We start from the raw sequence: 26,723 nt of genomic DNA, 5'->3' as shown, positions 1-26,723 counted from the left end.
AGTGACGGGATCGGCCAAAATCTGCCTGTTCTGTTGGTACGGCGGCACTATTGCGCGGCGCGCTGCCGGGATACTTCGTACAGGCTGATGCCCACGGCCATGGAGGCGTTCAGCGATTCCATGTCGGAGTCGATCGGGATGGAGACAATCTGGTCGCAGTTCTCGCGGACGAGCCGGGACAGGCCCTTGCCCTCGGAACCGACCACGATGCACATCGGTTCGGTCGCCAGTTCCAGCCCGGGCAGCGAAACGTCTCCGCCGCCGTCGAGTCCCAGGACGTAGATGCCCAGTTCCTTGAAAGCCTTGAGCGCGTTGTTCAGGTTGGAGGCCCGGGCCACCGGGACGCGCACGGCCGCACCGGCACTGGTCTTCCAGGCGGAGGCCGTCATGCCGACCGAGCGGCGCTCGGGCACAATGACGCCATGACCGCTGAAGGCCGAGGCCGAGCGGATGATGGCACCGAGGTTGCGCGGGTCCGTGATGCCGTCCAGCGCGACGAACAGCGGCGCGTTGCGGATGTAGCCCTTCTTGAACTTGGCCATGGTCTCTTCGGCCAGTTCCAGCGCGTCCTGGTAATCGTACGGCGGGATCTGCAGGACCAGGCCCTGGTGGACGGCGTCGTCGGTCATCCGGTCCAGCTCCGGCTTATGGGTTTCCATCACCGGGATACCGCGTTCGGCGGCGATCTTCAGGGATTCCTTGACCCGGTCATCCATTTCCACCCGGACCGCAACGTGCAATGCCTTCGCCGGTACTCCGGCGCGCAGTGCCTCCACCACGGAGTTGCGTCCGGTGACGACTTCCTCGGCGGTCTTGCTGCGTCCTCGGGAGGCGCCGGCCCGGCCTGCGGGCCGCTTGGCGGCGGAACGCTCGGCGAGTTCCTTGCCGCGGTAAGCCTTGTGGTACGGCCGGTCCTCAGCCTTCGGGGTCGGCCCCTTGCCTTCGAGGGACTTGCGCCCGTGCCCTCCGGTCCCCGTGGTGGGGCCCTTCTTGGTCTTGCGCACCGCTCCGGGGCGTCCTTTGTTGGCCATGGTTTTACCTTCGGTCAGTCAAATGTCCGCACCGGTCGGCGCGGGATCAGTTTTTAGCGATTCCCGTCGTCCAGGTCTTGCCTATGCGTACGAGTTTACCGGGCTGCCACGGTCCACGTGGGGCCGTCCGCGGAATCCTCCACAACGACGCCGGCAGCTGCCAGCGTATCGCGGATGGCGTCGGCCCTGGCCCAGTCCTTCGCTTCGCGCGCGGCCCGGCGTTCCTCGAGCTGCGCCTTGACCAGGGTGTCCAGCGCCTCGCGGGCGGCGATGTCCGTCCCGCCGGTGTTCCAGTGCGGATCCAACGGATTGATGTACAACACATCCGTCATCGCGAGCACCTGGTGCAGCGCCCGCTCTATCCCCGCGCTGTCCTTGCCGTCCAGGGCAGTGTTGCCGGCGCGCACGGTCTCGTGGACCACGGCCAGCGCCTGCGGCACGTTCAGGTCGTCGTCCATCGCGGCGCGGAAGGCTTCCGGGACATCGCTGCCCACGAAGCCGAAGTCTTCGCCGTAGAGGAACTTCAGCGCCCGCTGCAGGAACCCTTCAATGCGTTCGACGGCGGCCGCGGCCTCCGTGAGCGAGCCCGGGTTGTAGTCCAGCGCGGAGCGATACTGCGCCTGGCCCAGGTAGTAGCGGACCACCACTGGCCGGGCCAGCTCCAGCATTTCGGTCGGGGTGACGATGTTGCCCACGGACTTGGACATCTTTTCGCCCTCGTAGGTGACCATGCCGTTGTGCATCCAGAAATTGGCAAAACCGTGGCCGGCGGCTCGTGACTGCGCCATCTCGTTTTCGTGGTGCGGGAAGCGCAGGTCCAGCCCGCCGCCGTGGATGTCGAACTCCGGGCCCAGGTACTTGGTGACCATGGCCGAGCATTCAAGATGCCAGCCGGGGCGGCCGGTGCCCCACGGACTGGGCCAGCTGGCGGTGGCGGGCTCGCCCTCCTTGTAACCCTTCCACAGCGCAAAGTCGCGCGGATCCTTCTTGCCGCGGGGACCGGCGTCGGGCGCTGCCTGCATGTCTTCGATCTTCTGCCGCGTCAGCGAGCCGTACTCGGACCACGAGCGCACGTCGAAGTAGACGTCGCCGGAGCCATCCAGCGCCGGGTAGGCGTGGCGGCGGTCGATCAGCAGCGCAATGAGCTGGTGCATTTCCGGAATGTGCCCGGTGGCACGCGGCTCGTAGGTGGGCCGCTGCACGCCGAGGATGTCGTAGGCGCGCTCGAAGGCCTGCTCGTAGCGGTAGGCCAGCGCCCACCACGGCTCGTTGGGGATCGCCAGCGGGTCCTCCAGCGCTTCCGGCAGGTAGGAGGCGGCGGATTTGGCCAGGATCTTGTCGTCGATGTCCGTAACATTGCGGACCACGGTGACCTCGTAGCCGCTGTAACGCAGCCACCGGGTCAGCTGGTCAAACGCGATGCCGGAGCGGATGTGGCCCACGTGCGGATCCCCCTGCACGGTGGCACCGCAGTAGTAGAGGCCTACCTTGCCCGGCTGCAGCGGGACGAAATCGCGGACTTCTGCACTGGCGGTGTCATAGAATCTCAGGCTCACCGCTCCAGGTTAGCCGCCAGGGCTGGCGAACCGAAACAACGACGGCGGTTGCCACCGCCGCGATCCCCTCACCTCTGCCGGTGAAACCCAGCCGGTCGCTGGTGGTGGCGGAGACGCTCACTGGCGCGCCGGCCGCCTGCGTGAGGGCCGCTTCGGACTCGTCCCGCCGCGGGGTGAACTTGGGCCGGTTGCCGATCAGTTGCACGGCGACGTTGCCGATCTCGAACCCGGCATCGCGGACAATCCGGGCGGCTTCGGCCAGCAGGGTAAGCCCGGACGCGCCGGCATATTCCGGCCGGTCGGTGCCGAAGTGGGTGCCGAGATCGCCCACGCCGGCGGCCGAGAACAGGGCGTCCGCGGCTGCGTGCGCAACTGGGTCGCCGTCGGAATGGCCGGCCAAGCCGCGTTCGCCTTCCCAGTGCAGGCCGCCCAGCCAGAGCGGCTGCGGATCATCCTCGGGTGCGTAAGCGTGGACGTCCACGCCGATGCCGGTGCGCGGAAGCGGGTAGGGAAACGTGGCCACAGATCAATCCTCCATTGTCGGGACAGGATGGTTTACAGAGGAACGCTCGTTTTCGACGGCCGGGCGTCCGGTCCGGGACCGAGCTGCCACCAACGCTTCGGCGGTCATCAGGTCAAGCGCCGTGGTGATCTTCAGTGCCTCCGGCGATCCGGGCACCAGGAACACTTCGGTGCCTTGGCTTTCCAGCAGCATCGCATCATCCGTGATTGCTTCGGCCTCCAGCTGCCCCATCGCCGCCAAGCTGCGGTGCGCGGCATGCAGGGCGGCGGCGTCGAAACCCTGCGGGGTCTGTACTGCGCGCAGCCTGGAACGGTCCGGGGTCCCGGCCACCTTTTCGCCCGCGATGGCCTGCTGCCCGGCTCCGGAGGGAACGGCGGTCTTGATGGTGTCCGCTACTGGGACTGCGGGAATGACGGCTTTCGCCCCGGCGGCCAGCGCCTCGACCACGCGGCCGAAAACTTCCGGAGGCGTGAGCGCGCGGGCGGCATCGTGGACCAGGATGCCGCCCAGGCCCGGGCCCAACCCTGCCAGTGCCCGGCTCACGGAAGCGGCACGGCTGGTACCGCCCTCCACCACTGTCACGGGAACCTGTCCGGACGCCGCGCTACAGACGGCCCGCAGCACGGAATCACCCGGCGGCACGGCCACGCAAATCCGCTCCGCGACGCCTGAAGCCAGGATGCCCTCGAGTGCGTGCGCGAGAATCGTGCGCCCGGCCAGTGTCACCTGGGCTTTGGGCAGCCCGTAGCCAAGGCGTTGGCCGGAGCCTGCTGCAACAACAATGACGCCGATCCGCGGCTTGGAACTTCTGGACACGGCCCAAGCCTATACCGGCACCAAAAAAGCGGCCGGTCCATCAGGACCGGCCGCTTTGCGTTCATTATGCCTTGCAGGCTGCTGGGTTAGGAGGCCAGGACCTCATCGAGCACTTCAGCTGCCTTGTCTTCGTCTGTCTTTTCCGCAAGAGCCAGTTCGGAAATCAGGATCTGGCGGGCCTTGGCCAGCATGCGCTTTTCGCCTGCCGAAAGACCTCGGTCCTGCTCCCGGCGCCACAAGTCGCGGACTACTTCCGCTACCTTGATAACGTCACCGGAGGCCAGTTTTTCCAGATTTGCCTTGTACCGACGCGACCAGTTGGTGGGCTCTTCAGTGAACTCGGCACGGAGAACGTCGAACACGTGCTCCAGGCCTTCCTTGCCCACTACATCCCGAACGCCAACCAGATCCACGTTCTCTGCCGGAACCTCAATGGTCAGGTCACCCTGAGCCACGCGGAGCTTGAGATACATCTTCTCTTCGCCCTTGATGGTGCGCATCTTGATCTCTTCGATCTTCGCTGCACCGTGGTGAGGGTAAACTACCGTCTCGCCGACCTCAAATACCATGTGGACTTTCCCCTTTCCCGCCTACAAGTTTACCACGGAAAAAGGCCCTACTTCCCCGAGTTTGCGCTGGTCAGAGGCCCTCGGAGGGGCAAAATGACCCGCATTATGGTCTTGACGGATCCGGCATTTGATGCATCCCGGGGTCGGCTTGAAGTGTTCTTTACGGGTGCCGAGTCCTGGTTTTTGGGCAATTACGGCTAGGCTAGTGACCGTGTTGTGCTTTCTGTCCGCGCAACCGCCACTCATCTACAAAGCCTTTTGATTGAGGAGTTCCTGCTGTGAAGATTGCGCCGAAGAACCGTGTGCAGCGTGCCCTTATAGCCGGCGCCGCCGCACTAGCCCTGCTGGGGACCGCAGGGTGCAGCGCCATCAACGAACAGGCGACTACGTTCTCCTACGCGGCCAGCGACGGCGTCGTGGCCGACATCGGCCCGATCGACCTGCGCAACCTGATGATCATTGCCGCCGATGCCGAATCGCCGGGTCGGGTGCTGGGCACCGCAGCAAACACCTCGGACTCCCCCGTCCAGCTGAGCCTGGCCGTCGCCGGCAGCACCGCAAGCGTTACCGTTCCGGCCAACGGGCAGATCCGTTTCGAGGAGGATGAGAACGAAACGATCCTCAGCAACCCGGGCGGCATTCCCGGTTCCATCGTTGACGTCACCGTTCAGGTCAATTCGGACTCCCAGGTTATCGGCGTACCGGTCCTGGACGGCACCCTCGCCGAATACACCGAGTTCGTACCTTCGGGCACTCCTACCGAAGGGGAAACCAGCACCCCGACCGAAAGCGCTACCCCCGAAGCCACCGAGGCAGCAGCCGAAACGGCGTCGCACTAACCGCTAGCCCGCACCGGCCAGCCCGGACTGGGCGATACAGAAGGACCGCACTCGCAAGGAGTGCGGTCCTTCTTGTCCATGCACGGCGGGTTGAGCCGTTGCGGAGGGCACCGGCCTGGGCCATGAGCCAGGCCGGTGCGTAGCCGGATTTACGGCTCGAATTTGTAGCCGAGGCCGCGGACGGTGACCAGGTATCGCGGGGCGGACGGGTCCGGCTCCACCTTGCTGCGCAGCCGCTTAACATGCACGTCCAAGGTCTTGGTATCGCCCACATAGTCGGAGCCCCAGACCCGGTCGATCAGCTGGCCGCGGGTGAGCACTCGGCCGGCGTTGCGCAGCAGCATTTCCAGCAGTTCGAATTCCTTCAGCGGCAGCGAGACCGGCTGACCGCTGACGCTGACCACATGCCGCTCAACATCCATCCGTACCGGGCCGGACTGGACCGTGTTGGAAATCAGCTCTTCCGGCTCGCCCTGGCGGCGCAGGACGGCGCGCACCCGGGCGACCAGTTCACGCGAGGAATAGGGTTTGGTGACGTAGTCGTCGGCGCCTAGTTCCAGGCCGACCACCTTGTCGATCTCTGCATCCTTGGCGGTCAGCATGATCACGGGCACGTTGGACCGCTGGCGCAGCTGCCGGCATACCTCGGTGCCGGACTGGCCCGGCAGCATCAGATCCAGCAGGACCAGATCCGCACCGGATCGGTCAAACTCCACCACGGCGTCCAAGCCGTTGTCGACAACCTGTACTTCAAAGCCTTCTTTGCCCAGAAGATAGCTCAGCGGATCGCTCAGCGACTCTTCATCTTCGACAACCAGAATGCGGGTCAAGCAATAGCTCCTTGCTCACGGGCGCCTGCGCCCTTGGGTGTTTCCCGGGCCGGTTCATCGCCGGCCTCGTCCTCGGAATCGGACTGCTCCATCTCCGGCAGCCGGACGGTAAACGTCGATCCCTGCCCGGGCTGGGACCAGACCGAAATTTCGCCGCCGTGCTGGGAAATGACGTGTTTGACGATGCTCAGGCCCAGCCCCGTTCCGCCGGTCTGCCGCGACCGCGCGGCATCGATCCGGTAGAAGCGCTCGAAGATCCGGTCCTGCTCATCCTGGGTGATCCCGGGCCCCTGGTCCGTAACGGACACCGTGGCGAGGCCGTCGCGGGTTCGCATGCCGACCCCCACGGTGGAGCTCTCCGGCGCATAGCGGATGGCGTTGTCGATGAGATTGCGCAGCGCGGTCATGAGCAGGTCTGCGTCGCCGTAGACTTCGTTGTCCAGCTTGCCCCCCACAACAATCTTGATGTCCTTGCTTTCGGCCGGCAGCCGGTTGCGGTCCACGGCCTCGGCGACCACCGCGTTGAGGTCAACGGCCTCGCCGGACTGCACTACGTCCGCGCTCTGCAGCCGCGACAGTTCGATGATGTCCTGCACCAGCGCGCTGAGCCGCTTGGACTCCTTCTCCATCCGCTTAGCGAACCGGCGCACTGCCACCTCGTCATCCGCTGCCTCCTCGATCGCCTCGGCCAGCAGCGACAGGGCGCCGACCGGGGTTTTCAGTTCGTGCGAGACGTTGGCGACGAAGTCAGTGCGCATGGCCTCGGTGCGGGTGATTTCGGTCCGGTCGTCGGCCAGCAGCAGGATGTATTCGTCCCCGATGGGAGCCACCCGCACCTGCACAATGATCATGCCCTGGCCCAACGGTCCGCGGGGCAGTTCCAGCTGGCGTTCTTCGATGACACCGTCGCGGCGGACCCGGGCGGTCAGTTCCAGCAGTTCCTTGTGCACCACGGTGTGGCCGCGGACCAGGCCAAAGGCATAGGCCCCTGGGCTGGCACGCACCACGCCGTCGATCACGTCAACAATCACGTAGGCGCGTCCGACCACGGACAACACTTCCGCCGATCCATCAGGAATGGTCGGCTCGGCAACTTCGATGCGGTCCCGCCGCTGGCTCTCGCTCAGCCTGAAGGCGAGCACACCAAAGGCACCCAGCACGATGCCGGCCAGTCCGGCCAGCAGGCCGATCATCAGAGCACTCACGCCTCTAGCTTATGCCTACGAAAGCGCCACAATTACCCGTTCCAGTAGTAATCAAACAGGGGTTCAACTAACGTTCACCTAGAGACGGGTAACAGTTCACCGGGCACTGAAAGTCTGCTTGGTAAGTGTGACCACACGTATTGCAACAAGCGAAAGGACGCCCTGTGCGCAAGGTATTCCAGGCGGAGCTCCACCAGGTCGGCGAACAGCTGATCGAGATTTCACGGCTCGTAGCCGAAGCGATGGAGAAGGCGAACCAGTCGTTCGTTAACGCCGATATCGAACTCGCCCAGGAGGTCATCGCCGCCGATGCGCGGATCGATTTCCTGCAGAACGATCTGGACGAACGTGCCATCGAGATCCTGGCACTCCAAGGACCGGTGGCTTCGGACCTGCGCATGATTGTGGGGGCGCTGCGCATGAGCGCGTCGCTGGAGCGGATGGGCGATCTTGCCCGCCATATCGCGCAGCTGGCACGCATGCGTTACCCGGCGAATGTCATCCCCGAGTCGCTGCGCCCCACCTTCGCAGAGCTCGCCGAGAACGACATTGCCATCGCCCGGAAGCTGACGGAGTTGCTGGACACCCGCAACCTCGATCTGGCGCGCGATATCAACCGCCACAACGACCGCATCAACGAACTGCACGCGGGGATCTTCAAGGCAATTGCGGCTCCTGACTTCTCCGGCACGGCTCCCACCGCCGTCGACGTTTCGCTGGCCAGCCGCTACTTCGAACGCTTCGCGGACCACGGCGTCTCGGTGGCACGCAAGGTCACCTACCTGGTGACCGGCGAATGGGCACCGAACGGCGAGTCCCGCTAGTCCGTTCCGCGGTCCGGGCTGCCACCGTCCGGACTCAAGAACGGTCCGGGCAAAGCGAAGGCCGGCCCTAAGCACAGTAACTGCGCTGGGGCCGGCCTTCGGCGTTTGCGAGGCAGTCGGCTACTTTTTGCCCTGGTTGGCCACGGCTTCGATGGCCGCCGCGGCGGCATCCGCGTCGAGGTAGGTGCCGCCGGCCTTCACTGGCTTGAGGTTTTCGTCCAGTTCGTACACCAGCGGGATGCCGGTGGGGATGTTCAGGCCGGCAATGTCGTCGTCACTAATGCCGTCAAGGTGCTTGACCAGGGCGCGCAGCGAATTGCCATGCGCGGCCACCAGCACGGTCTTGCCGGCTTTCACGTCCACCGAGATGTCAGACTCCCAGTACGGCAGGAACCGATCCAGCACGTCCTTGAGGCACTCGGTGCGCGGGAGGTTTCCGTTGAGGTCCGCATAGCGCGGGTCCCCCACCTGCGACCATTCGCTGGAGTCATCCAGCTTGGGCGGCGGGGTGTCGTAGGAACGGCGCCACAGCATGAACTGCTCGTCGCCGAACTCTTCGCGGATTTGTGCCTTGTCCTTGCCCTGCAGCGCGCCGTAGTGGCGCTCGTTCAGGCGCCAGTCCCGCTTGACGTCGATCCAGTCCCGGTCCGCCGCCTCGAGGGCAATGTTGGCGGTGACGATGGCGCGCTTGAGCCGCGAAGTGTAGAGCACGTCGGGCAGGATGCCCGCATCGACCAGCAGTTCGCCGCCGCGCTTGGCCTCGGCCCGGCCCTGTTCGGTCAGTGGAACGTCCACCCAGCCCGTGAAGAGGTTTTTCTCGTTCCAGTCGCTTTGGCCGTGCCGCAGCAGAATCAGCTTGAAGTTCGAAGAGGCAGTCATGGCTGTAATCCTAGCGTTTACACGCCTTTCCCAGCCGCCCGCGACCGTGACGTTACGCACGCTGCTGCGCCGCGCCCCGCCGTCGCCATGTGGGCCTTCCCTGCCTGTGACCTGCGGTTTTAGTTCCCAACAAGGGGAATTACGACGGCGATGGGCGGCCGCCGTCGTCATCTCGTGTTTCCGGGCGGCACTTATTCTTTTTCCTTGTGCCCAGCCTGAAGACTGCCCCCGCCGCGTCCGGCCACACTGTGGAGTACCTGAGGGGCGGGCCTGGCAGGCCAGGGAAACCGGTCGGTTCGATCACGCGGGGCACCACCAACCCGAACCGGCTGCGGCGGATGGACCGCTGGCTCTCCGGCCCGAGCGCGGCGAGCGTCAAGAAGGCAGCAGATCCGCTGGTCATCGACCTGGGCTACGGCGCCGCGCCGATCACCGCCGTCGAACTCCACCATCGGCTGGCCAAGGTGCGCCCCGACGTCGAAGTGATCGGGATCGAGATCGAACCAGAGCGGGTCCGCCGCGCCAAAGCCCTGGAGCGGCCGGGGCTGAGTTTCCGGCAGGGCGGCTTTGAGATCCCGGTAGCGGGGCGCCGTCCGGCAGTGGTGCGCGCCTTCAACGTGCTGCGCCAGTATGACGAGTCGGAGTACGCCGCGCACTGGGACATGGTCCGGGCGCGGCTGGCACCGCGCGGGCTGTTCATCGACGGCACCTGCGACGAAATCGGCCGGCGCGCCACCTGGGTGGCCATTGCGCCCGAGGGGCCGGTGTCGTTGAGCATCTCGTTACGGTTCGGCGCCTTCGACCGGCCCTCCGACGTGGCCGAGCGGCTGCCGAAGGCGTTGATCCACCACAATTTCCCGGGCGAGAAAATCCACCGCTACCTGCAGGCGCTGGACAGGTCCTGGGCGGAGGCCTCCGTGCTGGCGTCCTTCGGCAACCGGCAGCGGTGGCTGGCCATGTGCCACAGCATGGCTGCAGCCGGCTGGCCCGTGCTGGACGGGCCCTCGCGATGGCGACTTGGTGAAGTGACGGTGGCCTGGGCTGCGGTGGCGCCGGGTTACCAAGGCTCGTAGAAGCCGTTTACCAGGGTCCGTAGGGGCCGTAGGCGCTGCCGCCGGATCCCTTGAGCTCGTTCAGCGCCGGCTTCACATCCGCCAGGTACACGGAGGCAGCGGCGACGGCGGCCAGCTGGAACAGCATCCAGGTGCCCAGTCCGGTCCCCAGCAGCGACAGGGCACCCACGGCGACGGAACCGGCGGTCATACCGGTCCAGAACCCCTTGGTGCGCTTGAAGGCGGCCTGGAAGTGCTCGCCCTTGCGGCCGAGGCAGTCGACCAGTGCCCACAACTCAATGCCCAGGGCAAGAATCCCCAGGCCGAAATACAGCCAATGCTGGAACGCGTAGACAAGTAGCACCTTCCAAGCCTAACTGTTCTTGCGCCTATCAGTCCTGCACTTTTTGCAGGGCCTGGTCCAGATCGGCCCACAGATCGGCTACGTTCTCGATTCCCACAGACAGCCGCAGCAGGTTTTCGGGTACGCTCTCCGGTTCGTTGACGTGCCGGCGGCGCCGCTCGATGAGCGACTCCACCCCGCCCAGCGAGGTGGCGGGCAGCCACAACTGCAGTGCCTCGATGACAGCTTCAGCGGCTGCCGAACCGCCGCGGATCTGGATGGCGATGATGGAGCCGAAGCCGTTCATCTGCGCCTTGGCGCGCTCGTGCCCCGGATCGCCCGGCAGGCCAGGGTAGCGCACGGCTTCCACCCGCGGATGCTGCTGCAGTTTCGCGGCGAGCTCCGCCGCCGTCGCCTGCGAACGCTCCACGCGCAGCGCCAAAGTGCGCACCCCGCGGAGCGCGAGCCAGGTTGCGAACGGCCCGGCGATCGCCCCGTGCAGGGAACGGTGCGTGAGCAGCTTCGCCTGCAGCTCCGGATTGGACGTGACCACGGCGCCAAGAACGACGTCGGAATGTCCGGCAAGATATTTCGTCACCGAATGGACAACGACGTCGACGCCGAGCTCCAGCGGGCGCTGTCCCAGCGGGGTGGAAAAAGTGTTGTCGGCAACCACCAAAGCACCGGCGTCGTGCGCTGCCTTGGCCAGGATGCCGAGCTCGGCTATCTCGAGCATGGGGTTGGTGGGGCTTTCCAGCCACAACATGTCGGCACCCTCGAGTTCGGCCTTGACTGCCTCGGTATCCGCAATGTCCACGGTGCGGATCTTCACTGCGCCGCGCCCGGCCAGGTCTTCGGCCAGGGCCAGGCTGCCCTGGTAGCTGTGCTGAGGCATGACCACAACGCCGCCGGCGGGAACCAGGGACAGCGCCGCGGCCACGGCGGCCAGACCCGAGGCGAAGACCAGGGCAGGCAGTTCGGCGCCCTCGAGCTCACCCAGGGTTTCCTCGAACGGGTCCCAGGTGGGGTTGGAGTAGCGTCCGTAGGCGCGGTCACCCGCCACGACTTCGCCGAGGCCGAAGAACGTCGAGGACAGCACCACCGGCGCGTTCACCGGGGAATCGTGGGTCCGCTCCGGGCGGCCGGCGGAAACCACAACGGTGTCCTGGGCAAGGTGGTCTGGATGCTGGGATGCGCTCTGGCTCATGACAGCAAGGTTAATCCCGCAGGCCGTCCACAGGTTAACTCATGACTCTGTGGCAGCAGCGAACAACGGTACGCTAATTGGGTGACTTCCCCCGGTACCCCCTCGCCCGCTCGCGCCCGCGCGGGGCTGTTCATCGCGTTCGAGGGCGGCGACGGGGCAGGCAAGTCCACCCAGGCAGCTGCCGTCCAGGCCCGGCTGGAAGCCGCCGGGCACGCTGTACTGCGGACCCGCGAGCCCGGTGGCACGCCCATCGGCGAAAAGCTGCGCTCCCTGGTGCTGGACCACGGCCACGGCGAGATCGATGCCCGCACCGAAGCCTTGATTTTTGCCGCCTCGCGGGCGGCCCACGTGCAGCAGGTGATCTTCCCGGCGCTGGAGCGCGGCGAGATCGTACTCTGCGACCGTTTCATCGACTCGTCCGTGGCCTACCAAGGTGCCGGGCGGGAACTGGGCATTGCCGCGGTGCGGGACATCAACCTGTGGGCCACGGCTTCGCTGCTGCCCGATGTCACGGTGCTGCTCGACGTGGCGCCGGACCACGCCCGCGACCGGCGGCTGGCAGGTGAAGCCGCCGAAGACCGGCTGGAATCCGAACCGGATGACTTCCACGGGCGGATCCGGGCCGCCTTCCTGGAGCTGGCCGCGGCCCGCCCAGACGACTACATGGTGCTGGACGCACGGAGCGAACGCGAGGTCTTGACCGACGCCATCCTCGAGCGCATCTGCGGGTTGCTGGCATGAGCGTCTGGTCCGATCTGCCCGGCCAGACCGCCGTGGTGGAGCAGCTCAGCCGTGCCGCAGCCGCCGAGCGGCCCAACCACGCCTGGCTGTTCACCGGTCCGCCCGGCTCCGGCCGCTCCAACGCCGCGCGGTCCTTCGCCGCCGCCCTGCTGTGCGAACAGCCCGATCCTGCCGCCCGCGGCTGCGGCGAGTGCCACGCCTGCCACACCGTTTTGGGCGGCACCAATGCGGACGTGTCGGCCATGGTGACGGAGAATGTGTCCTTCACCATCCGCGAGGTCCGCGACTGGGTCACGAAGGCGCAGGACAAACCGTCCTCCGGCCGCTGGCGCGTGATCATCATCGAGGACGCGGACCGCATGGCGGAGCGGACCACCAATGTGCTGCTCAAGGCCATCGAGGAGCCGCCGCCGCGGACCATCTGGCTGCTCTGTGCGCCAAGCCCGGCGGACGTGCTGGTCACCATCCGCTCCCGCTGCCGCCCGGTCGGCCTGCGTATTCCGCCGGTGGGCGATGTGGCCGAGCTGCTGGTCCGCCGCGACGGCGCCACACCGGAGCTGGCCGAGTTCGCCGCCCGCGTGTCGCAGAGCCACATCGGCGTGGCCCGCCGGCTTGCCGCCGATGAGGACGCCCGCAGCCGCCGGGACACCATTGTCCGGCTGCCGCTGCGGCTGCGCGGGGTCTCGGATGCCGTGATGGCCGCCGGCGAGCTGGTGGAAATCTCCAATGCGGACGCCGCCGCTGCCTCCGAACAGCGCAACGCCGCCGAGCGCGAGGCCCTGCTGTACAGCCTCGGCGCGCCGGAGAAAGGCACGCTGCCGCCGGCGATGCGCAGCCAGCTGAAGCAGCTGGAGGATGAGCAGAAGCGCCGGGCGAAGCGCAGCGTGAGCGATTCCCTGGACCGCGTCATGATCGACCTGACCACGTTCTACCGGGACGTGCTGGCCCTCCAGCTGGGCGCTTCGTCGGACCTGGTCAACGAATACCTGCGGCCGGAGCTGACGTCCTACGCGGAACAATCGACCCCCGAGAAGACGTTGGAGAGGTTGGACGCCATCGCGCAGACCCGCAAACGGCTCAGCACCAACGTGGCCCCGGTACTGGCCATGGAGGCCATGGCAGTCAGCCTGCTCTAGATTCTTGACCACAAGCCAGGAGAATAATTGATGCGCACCTTCCCGCGACGATCCGGCCTCAGCGCCAAAACCGCAGCGGCCGCCGTCGTGCTCTTCCTGCTGGCCGGGTGCGGGCTGCTGCCGGGGACGACGGATGCCCCGCCGTCGTCGTCGCCTGAAGTTGTCGGCAGCGTGGACGAGCAGCTGATGCCGTACTACAACCAGTCGGTCAGCTGGGAAAGCTGCGAAGGCCGGTTCGAGTGCGCGGACATCGAAGTCCCGGTCGATTACGCCGATCCGGACGGCAAGAGCATCAAGATTGCCGCGATCCGCAGCACCACCGACGGCGATTCCTTAGGTTCCATCCTGCTGAACCCCGGCGGTCCCGGCGGCTCGGGCTATGACACCGTGCGCGGCTCGCTGGAGCAGATGACCACCGAGGAACTGCGCGGCAGCTACGACATCGTGGGGTTCGACCCCCGCGGCGTGAAGCGCTCGGCGCCGGTCACCTGCATGACCGACGCCGAGCGCGATGCCGCGCGCGAGGTGCAGTATGACCTGGACAGCGACGCGGGCATCGCGGAAGCCACTGAAGACGCGGCCGAACTGGCCGAGAAGTGCGCGGCGAAGACCGGCGAAGTCCTGGCCCATGTGGACACCGCCAGCGCCGCCAAGGACATGGACATCATCCGCGCCGTGGTCGGGGACGCCAAGCTGAATTACCTGGGCTTCTCCTACGGCACCTTCCTCGGCGCAACCTACGCGGACCTCTTTCCGGAGCGGGTGGGCCGGATGGTGCTCGACGGGGCGCTGGATCCGTCGTTGACCAATGAGCAGGTCACCCTCGGCCAGGCCAAGGCGTTCGAAGGCGCAATCCGCAGCTACGCGGAAAGTTGCCTGGCGTCCGCGGAGTGCCCCCTGTCCGGAACCGTGGACCAGGCCGTCGGCCAGATCCAGGACCTGATCCGGTCCGTCGAGGCAAACCCGCTGACCGCCGAGGACGGCCGTCTGGTGACCGTGGGCACCTTCGTCTCGGGGTTCATCGTCCCGCTGTACAACGACGTGAACTGGCCGCTGCTGACCCGCGCCCTAAACGGCGCTTTCGACGGCGATCCGACGGACATGCTGTACCTGGCGGACCTGGGCGCTGAACGTCAGGCGGACGGCAACTACACCTCCAACAGCACCGCTGCCTTTACCGCCATCAACTGCCTGGACTATCCGATGGAATCCGATCTGGCGGGCATGAAGGAAAATGCGGCGGCGCTGGAGGAAGCCTCGCCAACGCTGGGCCGGTACCTCGCCTACGGCGGTACGACCTGCGAGAACTGGCCGGCGGACCCGGTGCGCACGCCCGCACCGGTCGACGCTGCCGGAGCCGATCCGATCCTGGTCATCGGCACTACTGGCGACCCGGCAACCCCGTACGAATGGGCCGTTTCCATGACGCAGCAGCTGGAATCCGCCTCACTGCTGACCTACGAGGCGCAGGGCCACACCGCCTACGGCCGCGGCGACAGCTGCGTGCAGAACGCCGTGGACAGCTATTTCATCGAGGGCACAATGCCGGACGAGGGCACTGTTTGCTAAGCCGGTTTTGACCAGCGCGCCCTTGCTCTCCTATAGTTGTTCCTTGTGGATTCTGGCCGGTTATCCGGCGTGGAAGCCCGGCCTCCTTAGCTCAGTCGGTAGAGCGTTTCACTCGTAATGAAAAGGTCGCCAGTTCGATTCTGGCAGGGGGCTCACCCAAGATCCCGTCACATCAACAGATGTGGCGGGATCTTCTTTCCCCGCCTGTAGCTGCACTGGCACTTACCAAATGACGACGGCGCCGCTACCGGGTTTCAAGGTAGCGCTGCGCGTCCGCAACGTCCTCGATCACAATGTCCGCCCGCCGTCGTACGTTTTCAACACTGGCCGACCCGCCGGACGGCGTATCCGAGTGCTTGGGGTCCAGCCGGATCATGGCTGCGGCCTGAGCGGCCGCGGCGAGTGAGTTGCCGGCCTTGGACAGGCACCGGTGGACGGCGGCCAGATTTCCGCCGGGGATGTCCATGCCGTCGCTAGGATGCAGTTCCTGGGCCGTCATGCAGGACGCGCGGACCTTGGGCAGCAGCGCGGCGAGTTCGTCGGCGATGACCAGGAGCTCGTCGTAGAGTTCCTCGTCCTGCACGCCTTCAAGAACCTGGTGGTAGCGGTCCAGCCCGCGGCGGAACCGGTCATGGGTGCGCCGCCAGATGCCTTTGCCCAGTTCCTTGTCGTCCCGCCGGGCTTGGCGGGCCGCTCCGAACAGCGCCACCGGGCTCAGAGGTACTGGCCCGGGGTGTGGGTGCCGGGGCCGGACGGGTTTTCCGATTCCGCGCCGTCAGCGCGGCGCGGTTCGCCGTCGTTGCCAATGACGACGCCGGGGGCGATGACCGTGCCGGGCGGGAGCTGGCGCATCTGCATCCGTGCGGCCATCTGCTGGGTGGCGGCCTGCTGCGCGGCGATGGCGGTCTGGATGCCGTGGAACAACCCCTCAAGCCAGCCGACCAGTTGGGCCTGGGCGATCCGCAGTTCGGCGTCCGACGGCGTGGAGTCATCGGTGAAGGGCAGGTTGATCCGGTGCAGTTCGTCGATGAGCTCCGGGGCCAGACCATCCTCGAGTTCCTTCACGGAGCGTTCGTGGATCTCCGCCAGCCGGTTCCGAGCAGCATCATCCAGCGGGGCGCTGCGGACCTCTTCCAGCAGTTGGCGGATCATGGTCCCGATCCGCATGACCTTAGCGGGTTCATCCACCAGGTCATGGAGCTGCGAGCCCTTCTTGCCGTTCCGTCCCGGTTCGTTCCGGGCTTCGGCTTCCTCCGCGCGCTGCTCGTCAGGGGTGAGAGCTCCTTCGATGGCCGGTTCTTCCGTCTGAGATATCTGCTCGTCGCTCATGGTTTCATCTTGCCAGAGGCCGAAGCTAAATCCAGCCAGCAGCACAACAAACGGCACCCGCCCCGAAGTCTCCCTGGGGAGCTCGAGGCGGGTGCCGCCGTCGTTATTCAGCTGCGGGCCATTTAGCAGCAGCGGCCTTCCGGATTGCGGTCCTGGCGGTCCGTCTTGTCCCGCCAGAACTCGCGCTCCGTCATGGGCGGCGTGCCGGTGTGGGTCCGCGCGTGGTGGTCGAGATACGCCTGGTAAGCGTTCTCACCCATCAGGGACTTGAAGTACCAGACGAAGCCCTTCCAGCCGGCGTGTGCTTTGCCGGCGGCCTGGTTGAATGCCTTGTTTGTGGACATGGTCATCAGTGCTTCGACCGCGCCAGCCGCTTGTCCTGGGGCAGCTCGTCCCAGCGCTTCTGCAGTTCGCGCTCCGCCGGTGTGGCGATGAAGCCGGCCGGCGCATAGGTGGCAGACACGACGGCGGGGTCTTCATGGGACTTCTCGCCGCCCCGTTGCCAGGACTTGATGGTGGCGATGATGGCGGTCGCGATGACAATGATGGTCAACACCACGAAGACGATGGACAGCGTGCCCTGGACCCAGGTGTTCCGGACCACCGCTTCCATCGCTTCGACCGACCCCGCATTGCCCAGGCTGGTCTCGCCGTTGGCCAGGGCTTCCTGGTGCGCGAAGTGGTTGGCCCAGTAGCCAACCCGGACGTCCTGCGAGAAGATCTTCAGGATCGACGCCCAGATGGTGATCACCGACGCAAAGGCCAGCGGGAGGGCGATGATCCACAGGTACTTGAACACGCCCTTCTTGGCCGCAATGGCCATGCAGACGGCGAGCGCGATCGCCGCCAGGAGCTGGTTGGCGATGCCGAAGAGCGGGAAGAACGTGTTGATGCCGCCCAACGGATCCGTCACCCCGAGTATCAGGATGTACCCCCAGCCCGCCACCATGATGGCCGTACAGATCCAGACCCCTGGGCGCCAGGACATGTCCTTGAACTTGGGAGCGAAGTTGCCGATGGTGTCCTGCAGCATGAAGCGGGCGACCCGGGTTCCGGCATCCACAGCAGTCAGGATGAACAGCGCTTCGAACATAATGGCGAAGTGGTACCAGAAGGCCATCAGGCCCAGGCCGCCGATCAGGCTCTGCATGATCTGGGCAAGGCCGACGGCGAGGGTCGGGGCGCCGCCCGTTCGCGAGACCACCGACTCTTCGCCGACGTTGGCCGCCAGCTGGGTCAGCATGTCCGGAGTCAGGTTCACCCCGGCCAGGCCCAGGCTGTTGACGAAGGCCACCGCACCCTCCACGGTGCCACCGGTCGCGGCGGCCGAGGCGTTCATCGCGAAATAGATCCCGCGGTCAATGGAGATCGCGGCGACCAGGGCCATGATGGCCACGAATGACTCCATCAGCATGCCGCCGTAGCCGATGAACCGGGTCTGCTTCTCCTTGTGGACCATCTTCGGCGTGGTGCCCGAAGAAATCAGCGCGTGGAAACCGGAGAGCGCGCCGCAGGCAATGGTCACGAACAGGAACGGCCACAGGGAGCCGGGGACTACCGGCCCATCGGACCGGCCGGCGAACTCACTGATGGCCGGGATATTGATCTCCGGGCGGACCAGCACGATGGCCACCGCCAGCATGACGATGGTGCCGATCTTCATGAAGGTGGAGAGGTAATCGCGCGGGGCGAGCAGCAGCCACACCGGGAGTACCGCCGCGATGAAGCCGTAGATGATGATGCCCCAGGCGATGGTGATGCGGTCCAGCGTGAAGACGGCCACGCCCCATTCGGTATCGGCAATCATGCCGCCGCCGATGATCGCGGCGATCAGCAGCACGAAGCCGATGATCGAAATTTCGCTGACTTTACCCGGGCGGATGAAGCGCAGGTAGACGCCCATGAAGATGGCGATCGGAATGGTCATGGAGACCGAGAAGACGCCCCACGGGGATTCTCCCAGTGCGTTGACGACCACGAGGGCCAGGATGGCGACGATGATGATCATGATGGCGAGCGTGGCGATCAGTGCGGCGGTACCGCCGATCAGGCCCAGCTCCTCGCGGGCCATCTGGCCCAGCGAGCGCCCGCCGCGGCGCATCGAGAAGAACAGCACCAGGTAGTCCTGCACCGCACCGGCCAGAATCACGCCGATGATAATCCAGATGGTGCCCGGGAGGTAGCCCATCTGGGCGGCCAGGATGGGGCCCACCAGGGGCCCGGCCCCGGCGATCGCCGCGAAGTGGTGCCCGTACAGCACCCGGCGGTCCGTGACCACATAGTCCTTGCCGTCCGCCTTGTACTCCGCCGGCGTGGCCCGTTTGTCGTTGGGCCTGGTGATCTTGTTCTCGATGAACTTCGAATAGAAGCGGTAGAAGATCAGGTAAGTGCACACCGCGGCGAAGACGAACCAGATGGCGTTGACGGTTTCGCCCCGTACAAAGGCGAGCATCGTCCACGCCACGCCGCCCAGCAGCGCGATAGCCACCCAGATGGCGATCTTCAGCGGCGGCCATCGGCGCTCCTCGGCTGCGGCGATCTCCGGGTCGAGGGCTACCGGCGGAAGGTTCGGATCCTGGACCAGGACGTGTGAGTCACGGTCCGGATCCGGCGCGGATCCTGCTGTGGGTGTATGGCTCATCATTGCTCCCTGTTGAGACGCACGGCGGATAAAAAGCTTACTTATCAGCAATCTAACAGCAGCGTGCATCAAGTCACAGGGATTCTGCATACCAATAGCCGAGCAGGCCGCAGTATGCGCCCAGCGGCCCCCGACGAGGGCGCTGGTTCCCCTGCTAGGCGGCCGCGGTGGTGAGCAGGATCTTGCCGATGTGCTCGCCCGAGTCGAAGTACTCGTGCGCCTCGGCCGCCGAATCCAGCGGATAGGTCCGGCCCACCTGCGCGGCGATATCCCCCGAGGCGACCAACGGCCAGACATGGGTCATGACGGCCCGTACGATCGCGGACTTCTCCTCCACCGGCCGGGACCGCAGCGTGGTTCCGATGACGACGGCGCGCTTGGACATCAGCTGGCCGAGGTTCAGTTCCGCCTTGGCACCACCCTGCAGGCCGATGACCACCAGCCGGCCTGAGGTGGCCAGAGCGTCCAGATTGCGCTGCAGGTATTTCGCCCCGACGACATCGAGGATCACGTCCGCGCCGCGGCCGCCGGTGGCTTCCTTGACCTTGGCGACAAAATCCTCTTCCTTGTAGTTGATGAGGACCTGGGCGCCCAGGGGACGTACGACGTCGAGCTTGGCTTGGGAGCCCGCGGTCACCATGGGCAGGCCACCGAACGCGCGGACCATCTGGACTGCCATAGTGCCGATGCCGCCGCCGCCACCGTGGATGAGCACGGTTTCGCCTGCCTGCACTCCGGCCGCCATGAAGAGATTGGAGAAGATGGTGGCAGTCGCTTCCGGCAGCGCTGCCGCAGTGACCAGGTCCACCCCTTCGGGTACGGTCATCAACTGCCCGGCCGGCACCGCGACCTGCTCGGCATAACCGCCGCCGGCCAGCAGGGCGCAGACCTCGTCCCCGACTTGCCAGCCGGTGACCTCTTCACCGAGGGCAGCGATGCGGCCGGAAACCTCGAGGCCGGGAATGTCGGAGGCGCCGGGCGGCGGCGGGTATAGTCCGCGGCGCTGCTGCACATCCGCGCGGTTCAAACCCGCGGCAACGACGTCGACAATCACTTCGCCCGGTTTCGGCACCGGCGGCTGGACTTCACGGACCTCGATGACCTCGGGGCCGCCTGATCCCTGGTAAAAAACCGCCTTCATGCCCGCCTCCTGATGCACGCCAAAACCCGGCCGGAGTTTTGATATCTCCGGCCCCTCCGTGACACACTACTAGGCAGGGAAGGTTGTCCGAGCGGCCGAAGGAGCTGGTCTTGAAAACCAGTAGGCGGTAACCCCGTCTCATGGGTTCAAATCCCATACCTTCCGCTCCCTGTAACTCAAGGGCCTCCGGTTTCGGGGGCCCTTGAGTTGTTTAAGCCCGGGCACCCTTTCGCACACCAGGATTCTTGTCAAGACTTTCCGGCGTCCAGGGAGTTACAAAACCCTTCTTTCAGAAAACTATTCCCTTGGTACCACCCGCGCGGTAACCTCTCGTTCATCCTGCTGGACTGGGATGGTCAGGTGCGCTCGCACACCATCACTGCCTTGCTGCCGGACCGGCTCGCCTTGGGTGCCGTCCTCCGGCACACCATATGGGGAACCGAAAACTGGAGATACCGTGCCAAAGGCTGCATCATCTATGAAAGCCACGCTGGGCGCTGCAATGTCGATCGGCCTGCTGGCCGCTCCCTTCGCAGCCCTGCCCGCCGTGGCGAACGAAACCGACCCGGAGCCGACCACGGCCTCATCGCCCGCGGAACCTGCGGAGGCCGCTCTGGAAACGCCCGCTGAAGACCAGCAGATCGAACCGCAGGCCGCAGGCGACACCTACGAACTAAACCTGCTGGGCATCAACGACTTCCACGGCCGCATCGACGAAAACACGGTGAAGTTTGCCGGGACCGTCGAAGAGTTACGGGCGCAGAACCCCGATGGCACGCTCTTCACTTCCGCCGGCGACAACATCGGCGCGTCCCTGTTCGCCTCGGCGTCGCAGGATGACCAGCCGACCATCGATGTCCTGAACGCTCTGGAATTGGCGACCACCGCCGTCGGTAATCATGAATTCGACAAGGGCTTCGCAGACCTGAACGGGCGGGTCTCCACCAACTCCAGCTACCCGCAGCTTGGCGCCAACGTGTATTCGAAGGGCACCACGACTCCCGCGCTGCAGGAATATGCGCTGGTCGAGGTGGCCGGACTGACTGTTGGCGTCATCGGTGTGGTGACCCAGGAAACCTCGACACTGGTCAGTCCCGGCGGCATTTCCACGCTGGACTTCGGCGATCCCGTGGCAGCCGTCAACCGCGTGGCTGCTGAACTAACGGACGGCACCGGCGATGAAGCCGACATCATTCTGGCGTCTTTCCATGAGGGAGCGGCCACCGGTGCCAGCCTCGATGCTGCGCTGGACAGCGCGGTCTTTGCCCGCATTGCCGATGAGACCTCCGCCGAGGTGGATGCGATCTTCACCGGTCATACGCACCAGGTCTACACTTTCGATGCGCCGGTACCGGGCACAACGGGTGAAACCCGGCCCATCGTCCAGACCGGGCAATACGGCGAGAACGTCGGCCAGATCCAGCTCAGTGTCACCGAGGGCGAGGAAAACGGCGAGGCGACCTTCGATGTCACGAGCTACGAGATGGCCCTTGAACCGCGCAAGGCGATTCCTGACGATGACGCTGCGAACGCGGACGAGCTAAACAAGGCCCTCGATGACGAGTTGGCCAACACCTATCCCCGGGTAGCCGAGGTGCGGACGATCGTCGTCGCCGCCTTGGCCGAAGCCGAGGTGGTGGGGGCACGTCCGGTGGGCTCGGTGACGGGCGACATCACCACGGCCTTCACCCCCGACGGCGAGGACGAGGATACGCTGCCGGAGCGCGACGACCGTGCCAGCGAATCCACGCTGGGCAACCTGGTGGCGGACTCGCTGATGGAAACGCTCTCCGCCGAAGGACTGGGCGGCGCCGAGATCGGTGTGGTCAATCCGGGCGGCCTGCGCTCCGAGCTCTACTATGCGCCGGACGGAACCATTACGTCCGCCGAAGCCAACGCCGTCTTGCCGTTCGTGAACAACCTGTGGACCACCACGCTTACGGGTGCCCAGTTCAAGACGCTGCTGGAGCAGCAGTGGCAGCTCGATGCCGACGGCAATGTGCCCAGCCGCCCGTTCCTGCACCTCGGCCTTTCGGACAACGTCAACTACACCTACGATCCGAACGCCGAACAGGGCAGCCACGTCACCGGGGTGTGGATCAACGGCGAGCAGCTGGATGAAACCCGCGAATACCGGATCGGCACCTTCAGCTTCCTGGCGCAGGGCGGAGACAACTTCCATGTCTTCACTGAGGGCACCGACACCCGGGATTCCGGCCTGATCGACCGTGACGCGTGGATCGCCTATCTGGAGCAGAACAGCCCGCTGTCCCCGTCCTTCGACCGCCGCGCGGTGGCCCTGACGGGCGTGCCCGCCACGGTTGAACCGGGCCAGCAGGTGTCCTTCGGGGTCTCCAAACTGGACCTGACCTCGCTGGGCGCTCCGGTCAACACCGAACTGACCCTGCGCTACGAACCGGCCGATAGCGGAGCCAGCGCCTTTACCCGTTCTGTGCCTGCCGCGGCGCTGCCCGCAACGCTGGGCACCTTCGACGTGGCCGACGGCGCCGCAACCGTTTCCTTCACCGTTCCGGACGAGTTGAGCGGCGGCGTGTTCACCCTGACCGCGGCCGAGTCGGGGACGCTGGTGCGGCTGCCGATCGAGATCCCGGTGGCTGAACTTCCCGCCGACATCGCCGAAATCCAGGGCACGTCGGACGTCTCGCCGCTGGCAGGCAAGGACGTGACAACCCGCGGCGTAGTGACGGCGGTGTACCCGGAGGGCGGGTTCAACGGGTATTACATCCAGACCCCGGGCACCGGCGGCGACATCGCAGAAGACCATGCGGCCTCCCACGGCATCTTCGTCTTCTCCCCCTCCACCGTGGACGAGGTGGCCCTCGGCGACCACGTCGAGGTTACCGGCGGGGTCAGCGCATACCACGGGCTGACCGAACTGACCGTTGATGAGGGCGGGCTGGTCCTGCTGGACGAACCGGCCGAGGAGGTCAAGCCTGCCACAATCGAGTGGCCCGCCAGCAACGCCGAGCGGGAGAAGTTCGAAGGCATGCTGCTCGACCCGCAGGGCGGCTTCACCGTGACGGACAACTACTCGCTGAACCAGTACGGCGAGATCGGCCTGGCCGCCGGAGATGAGCCGCTGGTCCAGCCCGCCGCCGTGGGCACGTACGGTTCGGACGAGTTCTGGGCCGAAACCGAGAAGAATGCCGCGCTTTCCGTGACCTTGGACGACGGGGCCAGCATCAACTACCTGGGCTCCGACGCCAACAAGGACATCCCGCTGCCGTACCTGACCCCGGAGACTCCGGTCCGGGTGGGCTCAGCGGCGTCCTTCGACACCTCGGTGGTGCTCGACTACCGGTTCGGTCTCTGGCGTTTCCAGCCGCTGACCCAACTGACCGCGGCCAACAGCGGAACGGTCCAGCCGGCGTCGTTCCCCAATACCCGCGCTCAGGCGCCGGAAGAGGTGGGCGGCAACGTCAAGATCGCCTCCTTCAACGTGCTGAACTACTTCACCACCACCGGCGACCAGCTGGACGGGTGCAAGGCCTACACGGACCGGGACGGCAACCCGGTCACCGCACGGAACTGCGACGCCCGCGGCGCCTACGATGCCGAGAACCTGGAACGGCAGGAGGCCAAGATCGTCGCCGCGATCAACGCCCTGGATACCGACGTCGTCGCTCTGGAGGAAATCGAGAACTCCGCACAGTTCGGCAAGGACCGCGACGACGCCCTGGCCGCGCTGACCGCCGCGCTGAACGAGGGCCTCGCCGCCGGCGAAGACGCAGCAGCAGCAGCATGGGACTATGTGCGGTCGCCGGAAGAGCTGCCTGAGCTGTCCGACGAGGACTTCATCCGCACGGCCTTCATCTACAAGAAGGACGCCGTGCAGACCATCGGCGAGTCCGTCATCCATAACGACACCGATGCCTTCGCCAACGCCCGCAGGCCGCTGGCCCAGACGTTCAAGGTCAAGCACGGCGGCGCGGACACGAAGTTCATTGTGGTTGCCAACCACTTCAAGTCCAAGGGCTCGGCTCCGTCCTCGGGCGAAAACGCGGACCACGGCCAGGGTGCGTGGAATGCTGCCCGCACCGAGCAGGCAAAATCCCTGGTGGGCTTCGCCGGGACGATGCAGGAGAAGTTCAGCACGGACAAGGTCTACCTCACCGGCGACTTCAACTCCTATGCGCAGGAAGACCCGATCCGGATCCTGGCCGAGGCCGGCTACATCAATCAAGGTGCCAAGACCGGCGAGCACAGCTACAACTTCGACGGCATGGTGGGCTCGCTGGACTACATCTTCGCTTCGCCCGAGGCCGATGCCGTAGTGGAAGGCGCGGACATCTGGAACATCAACTCGGTCGAGTCGATCGCGCTGGAATACAGCCGGTACAGCTACAACGTGACCGATTTCTACGCCCCGGACATGTTCCGGGCCAGCGACCATGACCCGATCGTCGTCGGTCTGGACCTGCCGACCGCACGGGACAAGGCGCACGGCAGGCGCTAGGGGCAGGAGGGAACCTGTCAGGCCGGACCCGCAGCGGCCCCGGCCCTGACCCGGCCGGCACCGGCAGGCGCGGCCGCATCCAGGATGGCGCGGGCAATATCGTCCGCGTCCTTCAGGGTGCGGCCGCCCTGGCGCACCGGCGCACCGGCTTCCGCGGCAATGGACGTTCCCCACTGCACCGAGGACAGCTGCAGCCCCAGCACATAGAGGTTCTCTACGGGCCGGCCGTTGACCCCGATGGCGCGGTACGGCGGCCGGGTGACATCCAGTCCGGACGTCGGAACCGGTGCGCCCTCGGCGCCGAGCATCAGCTTCGGCCGGACCAGCCCGGCCTCCATCAGGTGGCGCAGCAGCGCGGACCGGTTCTGTGTCACCCGGTTGGCCGGCATCATGGCTTCCATCAGATACGTCGCCGAGTAGGCAGCACCGTCAACCCAGGGCGAGGTGGCCCGGAACTGTTCGGTCTCCGGGTCCACCTCGAACTGCGGGTCCGGTCCCACGAACTCGACCATTCCGGCGCGGGCGAGCGCAGCCAGCTGCTCGATGCGCTGGGCCGGCGGCCCGCTGGCGAGGCCTTCCACCAGCGGCTCGAACCAGCCACGCAGCTCGGCGAGCCAGGACTCGTCGGTCAGTCCGCCGTCGGCCACAATTTCCTTGAGCAGGCTCCGCCCGGCGTTCAGCGCCCCGATGGCCATCTTCAACGGGTCGTCCTCGCCCAGCGCCGAGCCCGCCGCATCCGCCTCAAGGTAAGCGACCATGGCCTGCTGGTACTCCTGCGCGGAGGCGAACTTCCGCCCGGCGAAGGGCCGGGCCAGCGCCTCGACATCCAGCAGCCGTCCGGGCTCGACCTGTTCGTCCAGGTACCCGCGGATGCGGTTCCGCAGGGTCGGGCTGCCGGGCACGGTCTTCTGCCCCAGCAGCTCCTGAAGCCCGGCCAGGAACTCGCGCGGATGCCCGTTGATGCACCCGGGCTCCACCCTTGCCAGCGTGGAATAGTAGGTCCACAGCACGTCGCGTTGCAACAGCGGCCACAAGTCGTGGTCAAAACCCGGCTGCACGCCGGCGTCCGCAAAGAGCCGCGCGGCTGACGGGGTGAAATAGCGAAGTTCGACGCCGGCAGGCAGGTAACCCTGCAGCCTCGCCTTGGCGCGGTACGGGGTGCCGCGGCGGGAGCCCGCCACCAGTTTGGGTTCCTTGCCGGAGGGCACGTACCGCATGGGTTCAGTGTTCGACGCCGGCAGGAACGTGCCGCCCCGGCCTTGCGTCAGTTTGATCATCACGTCGAAGAAGTTCAGGCCCATGCCGCGGACCAGCATGGTGCGGCCGGCGGGGATGCGGCTGAAGTCGAGGTCCGCGGGCACATTCGGCGGCAGGTAGTGCAGGCCGTACCGGGCGGCTTCGTCCTGCAGGTTCTGCTGTTCCGGATTCAGCGCGGCAGGCAGATGCCCCAGCGCCAGCACCACGGCGTCCGCGTCCACGGTGTTGCCGTCCGCGAGGACCAGCCGGCTGGTGCCGTCGATCCGGTGCAGGTGGGTTGCCTCGGCCTCGTGGACGTGGACCACTACGTGGTTTCCGGCCGCCTCGTTCAGCCGGGCGAACGTCCAGGCCAGGTACCGTCCGTACAGTGCCCGGCTGGGGAAGTCCGCGGCCGAAAGCGAGCGGGCCTCCTCCGCGTCCTCCGGCGGCACATCGCTGATGCTCCCGGCAACGACGGCGGACCGCCATGCCTCGAAGGGCATTCCGGCCACGGGCGCGGCGTCGAGTTCGCCGGCGGGCACCACGGTGGGAAAAAGCGAGGGCGTGTTCATGAGGAACAGGCGGGACTGGCCGGCACGCCAGACATGGCCGGGGCCCGGCGGATAGGGATCAATGAGGTGGATGTGCAGCCTGCCGGTCTCGCCACGGTCCCGGTGATTGGCCACCAAACGTTCCAACACGGAGGTACCCCGGGGGCCTGCACCCACGATTGCCACCCGGTAGCCGCGCTGAGATTCCATGCCTTCTAGCGTAACCGG

General features: G+C 66.1%; 23 protein-coding genes and 2 tRNA genes. 9 read left to right on the top strand and 16 right to left on the bottom strand.

Features of this window, described 5'->3' with window-relative positions:
• Nucleotides 1-47 precede the first annotated feature (47 nt).
• From rlmB to HGO92_RS06510, 5 genes are all read right to left on the bottom strand, one after another.
• Nucleotides 48-1,031, bottom strand: a complete 984-nt coding sequence (rlmB, locus tag HGO92_RS06530) for a 23S rRNA (guanosine(2251)-2'-O)-methyltransferase RlmB (RefSeq protein WP_169992989.1) — start codon at nt 1,029-1,031, stop codon at nt 48-50.
• A 95-nt stretch (nt 1,032-1,126) separates the two neighbouring features.
• Nucleotides 1,127-2,587 (bottom strand): cysteine--tRNA ligase, encoded by a 1,461-nt coding sequence (gene cysS, locus HGO92_RS06525; RefSeq protein WP_169992988.1) that lies wholly within the window; start codon nt 2,585-2,587, stop codon nt 1,127-1,129.
• Nucleotides 2,568-3,110: a 2-C-methyl-D-erythritol 2,4-cyclodiphosphate synthase gene (gene ispF, locus HGO92_RS06520; RefSeq protein ID WP_169992986.1), complete on the bottom strand. Its 543-nt coding sequence runs from the start codon at nt 3,108-3,110 to the stop codon at nt 2,568-2,570. Before ispF ends, cysS begins: the two co-directional genes overlap by 20 nt.
• Before the next feature lie 3 nt (nt 3,111-3,113).
• Nucleotides 3,114-3,926, bottom strand: coding sequence for a 2-C-methyl-D-erythritol 4-phosphate cytidylyltransferase (ispD, locus tag HGO92_RS06515; RefSeq protein ID WP_169992970.1), 813 nt, complete (start codon nt 3,924-3,926; stop codon nt 3,114-3,116).
• A gap of 86 nt (nt 3,927-4,012) precedes the next feature.
• Nucleotides 4,013-4,495, bottom strand: coding sequence for a CarD family transcriptional regulator (locus tag HGO92_RS06510; RefSeq protein WP_074699806.1), 483 nt, complete (start codon nt 4,493-4,495; stop codon nt 4,013-4,015).
• Nucleotides 4,496-4,773: 278 nt separating this feature from the next.
• Here HGO92_RS06510 and HGO92_RS06505 point away from each other — a divergent pair, with 278 nt between their 5' ends.
• Nucleotides 4,774-5,334, top strand: a complete 561-nt coding sequence (locus HGO92_RS06505) for a hypothetical protein (protein ID WP_169992968.1) — start codon at nt 4,774-4,776, stop codon at nt 5,332-5,334.
• 149 nt (nt 5,335-5,483) lie between these two features.
• Here HGO92_RS06505 and HGO92_RS06500 read toward each other — a convergent pair whose 3' ends face one another.
• Together HGO92_RS06500 and HGO92_RS06495 are read right to left on the bottom strand one after the other, a co-directional pair.
• Entirely contained in the window at nt 5,484-6,164 is a 681-nt protein-coding gene (locus tag HGO92_RS06500) for a winged helix-turn-helix domain-containing protein (RefSeq protein ID WP_169992966.1), read from the bottom strand.
• Entirely contained in the window at nt 6,161-7,360 is a 1,200-nt protein-coding gene (locus HGO92_RS06495; protein ID WP_169993119.1) for a sensor histidine kinase, read from the bottom strand. Before HGO92_RS06495 ends, HGO92_RS06500 begins: the two co-directional genes overlap by 4 nt.
• 173 nt (nt 7,361-7,533) lie before the next feature.
• Here HGO92_RS06495 and phoU point away from each other — a divergent pair, with 173 nt between their 5' ends.
• A complete protein-coding gene (gene phoU / locus HGO92_RS06490) occupies nt 7,534-8,193 on the top strand; it encodes a phosphate signaling complex protein PhoU (RefSeq protein WP_169992964.1) in 660 nt (219 codons plus the stop codon).
• Nucleotides 8,194-8,313: 120 nt separating this feature from the next.
• On the opposite strand, the gene HGO92_RS06485 is transcribed toward phoU, so the two are convergent.
• Nucleotides 8,314-9,072: a phosphoglyceromutase gene (locus tag HGO92_RS06485; protein WP_169992962.1), complete on the bottom strand. Its 759-nt coding sequence runs from the start codon at nt 9,070-9,072 to the stop codon at nt 8,314-8,316.
• Nucleotides 9,073-9,410: 338 nt separating this feature from the next.
• Between HGO92_RS06485 and HGO92_RS06480 the strand changes: the two genes are divergently transcribed.
• Nucleotides 9,411-10,145, top strand: coding sequence for a class I SAM-dependent methyltransferase (locus tag HGO92_RS06480; RefSeq protein WP_346768879.1), 735 nt, complete (start codon nt 9,411-9,413; stop codon nt 10,143-10,145).
• A gap of 7 nt (nt 10,146-10,152) precedes the next feature.
• Here the strand turns inward: HGO92_RS06480 and HGO92_RS06475 are convergent, their stop codons facing one another.
• Together HGO92_RS06475 and HGO92_RS06470 are read right to left on the bottom strand one after the other, a co-directional pair.
• Nucleotides 10,153-10,488 carry a DUF2516 family protein gene (locus HGO92_RS06475; RefSeq protein WP_139006834.1) on the bottom strand — a complete coding sequence of 112 codons (336 nt, stop codon included), beginning with the start codon at nt 10,486-10,488 and terminating at the stop codon, nt 10,153-10,155.
• A gap of 28 nt (nt 10,489-10,516) precedes the next feature.
• Nucleotides 10,517-11,674: a trans-sulfuration enzyme family protein gene (locus HGO92_RS06470; protein ID WP_169992960.1), complete on the bottom strand. Its 1,158-nt coding sequence runs from the start codon at nt 11,672-11,674 to the stop codon at nt 10,517-10,519.
• A gap of 81 nt (nt 11,675-11,755) precedes the next feature.
• Here HGO92_RS06470 and tmk point away from each other — a divergent pair, with 81 nt between their 5' ends.
• The 4 genes from tmk (at nt 11,756) to HGO92_RS06450 (ending at nt 15,273) form a co-directional block, all read left to right on the top strand.
• Nucleotides 11,756-12,415 carry a dTMP kinase gene (tmk, locus tag HGO92_RS06465; RefSeq protein ID WP_169992958.1) on the top strand — a complete coding sequence of 220 codons (660 nt, stop codon included), beginning with the start codon at nt 11,756-11,758 and terminating at the stop codon, nt 12,413-12,415.
• Nucleotides 12,412-13,551, top strand: a complete 1,140-nt coding sequence (locus HGO92_RS06460) for a DNA polymerase III subunit delta' (RefSeq protein ID WP_169992956.1) — start codon at nt 12,412-12,414, stop codon at nt 13,549-13,551. Before tmk ends, HGO92_RS06460 begins: the two co-directional genes overlap by 4 nt.
• A 30-nt stretch (nt 13,552-13,581) precedes the next feature.
• A complete protein-coding gene (locus HGO92_RS06455; protein WP_169992954.1) occupies nt 13,582-15,120 on the top strand; it encodes an alpha/beta hydrolase in 1,539 nt (512 codons plus the stop codon).
• An 80-nt stretch (nt 15,121-15,200) separates the two neighbouring features.
• Nucleotides 15,201-15,273 (top strand) — tRNA-Thr (locus tag HGO92_RS06450).
• Nucleotides 15,274-15,364: 91 nt separating this feature from the next.
• Here HGO92_RS06450 and HGO92_RS06445 read toward each other — a convergent pair.
• From HGO92_RS06445 to HGO92_RS06425, 5 genes are all read right to left on the bottom strand, one after another.
• Nucleotides 15,365-15,829, bottom strand: coding sequence for a hypothetical protein (locus tag HGO92_RS06445; protein WP_169992952.1), 465 nt, complete (start codon nt 15,827-15,829; stop codon nt 15,365-15,367).
• Nucleotides 15,830-15,834: 5 nt separating this feature from the next.
• Complete coding sequence (locus tag HGO92_RS06440) at nt 15,835-16,449, bottom strand: bacterial proteasome activator family protein (protein ID WP_169992950.1); 615 nt, start codon at nt 16,447-16,449, stop codon at nt 15,835-15,837.
• Nucleotides 16,450-16,571: 122 nt separating this feature from the next.
• Nucleotides 16,572-16,793 (bottom strand): YbdD/YjiX family protein, encoded by a 222-nt coding sequence (locus HGO92_RS06435; RefSeq protein WP_074703069.1) that lies wholly within the window; start codon nt 16,791-16,793, stop codon nt 16,572-16,574.
• Nucleotides 16,794-16,798: 5 nt separating this feature from the next.
• Complete coding sequence (locus HGO92_RS06430; protein WP_440915763.1) at nt 16,799-19,093, bottom strand: carbon starvation CstA family protein; 2,295 nt, start codon at nt 19,091-19,093, stop codon at nt 16,799-16,801.
• Between the two features lie 151 nt (nt 19,094-19,244).
• Entirely contained in the window at nt 19,245-20,231 is a 987-nt protein-coding gene (locus HGO92_RS06425; RefSeq protein ID WP_169992946.1) for an NAD(P)H-quinone oxidoreductase, read from the bottom strand.
• Nucleotides 20,232-20,308: 77 nt separating this feature from the next.
• Here HGO92_RS06425 and HGO92_RS06420 point away from each other — a divergent pair.
• Nucleotides 20,309-20,396: transfer RNA gene (locus tag HGO92_RS06420), tRNA-Ser, on the top strand.
• A 313-nt stretch (nt 20,397-20,709) separates the two neighbouring features.
• Nucleotides 20,710-24,708: an ExeM/NucH family extracellular endonuclease gene (locus HGO92_RS06415; RefSeq protein WP_205834199.1), complete on the top strand. Its 3,999-nt coding sequence runs from the start codon at nt 20,710-20,712 to the stop codon at nt 24,706-24,708.
• Nucleotides 24,709-24,725: 17 nt separating this feature from the next.
• Here HGO92_RS06415 and HGO92_RS06410 read toward each other — a convergent pair whose 3' ends face one another.
• Entirely contained in the window at nt 24,726-26,705 is a 1,980-nt protein-coding gene (locus HGO92_RS06410; RefSeq protein WP_169992942.1) for an FAD/NAD(P)-binding protein, read from the bottom strand.
• Nucleotides 26,706-26,723 lie beyond the last annotated feature (18 nt).

Origin of the sequence: Crystallibacter degradans (genome assembly GCF_012952295.1) — a bacterium.
Classification (GTDB): Bacteria; Actinomycetota; Actinomycetes; order Actinomycetales; family Micrococcaceae; genus Crystallibacter; species Crystallibacter degradans.
This window is presented reverse-complemented; position numbering and strand designations above follow the sequence as displayed.

Bases quoted from the DNA above. Each gene is read 5' to 3' on its own strand.
- rlmB (WP_169992989.1), bottom strand. From the start codon at position 1,031: ATGGCCAACAAAGGACGCCCCGGAGCGGTGCGCAAGACCAAGAAGGGC.
- HGO92_RS06510 (WP_074699806.1), bottom strand. From the start codon at position 4,495: ATGGTATTTGAGGTCGGCGAGACGGTAGTTTACCCTCACCACGGTGCA.
- HGO92_RS06485 (WP_169992962.1), bottom strand. From the start codon at position 9,072: ATGACTGCCTCTTCGAACTTCAAGCTGATTCTGCTGCGGCACGGCCAA.
- HGO92_RS06480 (WP_346768879.1), top strand. From the start codon at position 9,411: ATGGACCGCTGGCTCTCCGGCCCGAGCGCGGCGAGCGTCAAGAAGGCA.
- HGO92_RS06470 (WP_169992960.1), bottom strand. From the start codon at position 11,674: ATGAGCCAGAGCGCATCCCAGCATCCAGACCACCTTGCCCAGGACACC.
- HGO92_RS06460 (WP_169992956.1), top strand. From the start codon at position 12,412: ATGAGCGTCTGGTCCGATCTGCCCGGCCAGACCGCCGTGGTGGAGCAG.
- HGO92_RS06455 (WP_169992954.1), top strand. From the start codon at position 13,582: ATGCGCACCTTCCCGCGACGATCCGGCCTCAGCGCCAAAACCGCAGCG.
- HGO92_RS06440 (WP_169992950.1), bottom strand. From the start codon at position 16,449: ATGAGCGACGAGCAGATATCTCAGACGGAAGAACCGGCCATCGAAGGA.
- HGO92_RS06435 (WP_074703069.1), bottom strand. From the start codon at position 16,793: ATGTCCACAAACAAGGCATTCAACCAGGCCGCCGGCAAAGCACACGCC.
- HGO92_RS06430 (WP_440915763.1), bottom strand. From the start codon at position 19,093: ATGATGAGCCATACACCCACAGCAGGATCCGCGCCGGATCCGGACCGT.
- HGO92_RS06425 (WP_169992946.1), bottom strand. From the start codon at position 20,231: ATGAAGGCGGTTTTTTACCAGGGATCAGGCGGCCCCGAGGTCATCGAG.
- HGO92_RS06415 (WP_205834199.1), top strand. From the start codon at position 20,710: ATGAAAGCCACGCTGGGCGCTGCAATGTCGATCGGCCTGCTGGCCGCT.
- HGO92_RS06410 (WP_169992942.1), bottom strand. From the start codon at position 26,705: ATGGAATCTCAGCGCGGCTACCGGGTGGCAATCGTGGGTGCAGGCCCC.